The 302-nt window shown below is 35.1% G+C and carries 1 pseudogene; it reads left to right on the top strand.

The window, feature by feature from the left end:
- Positions 1-279 (top strand): annotated as a pseudogene (locus C1E99_RS08250) (DUF4956 domain-containing protein); the annotation flags it as partial.
- Between the last annotated feature and the right edge of the window lie 23 nt (positions 280-302).

Genomic DNA, 302 nt, shown 5'->3' with positions numbered 1-302 from the left:
GGAAGGGTTAAAAATGAAAATCGGATGTTATTAATTGTACGAGCTAATCGAGAGTTAGAAGTTCCTTTGGAAGGACTCTTCTTCCAGTATTTTAACGGACATGTTGTTCAACGTGTAAAAAATACAAAAGCAGATATGTTGGAGCTGATTTTTGAGGTCAATCGGCGTGTTTATGACAAATACTATTCAGCAGATAATAGCTTAGTTGAACAAGTCTATCAGTTGGGGGAGGTAGACTATTTTAATGTCGTGACTCAAAGTGATGACATCAATGGATAATATCTATGAAACAAAAAATACTG

The sequence above is a fragment of the Streptococcus suis genome, assembly GCF_002964045.1.
In the GTDB taxonomy this organism is placed as follows: domain Bacteria; phylum Bacillota; class Bacilli; order Lactobacillales; family Streptococcaceae; genus Streptococcus; species Streptococcus suis_U.
Note: the sequence above shows the minus strand (reverse complement) of the source record. Positions and strands in the feature narration are given on the sequence as shown.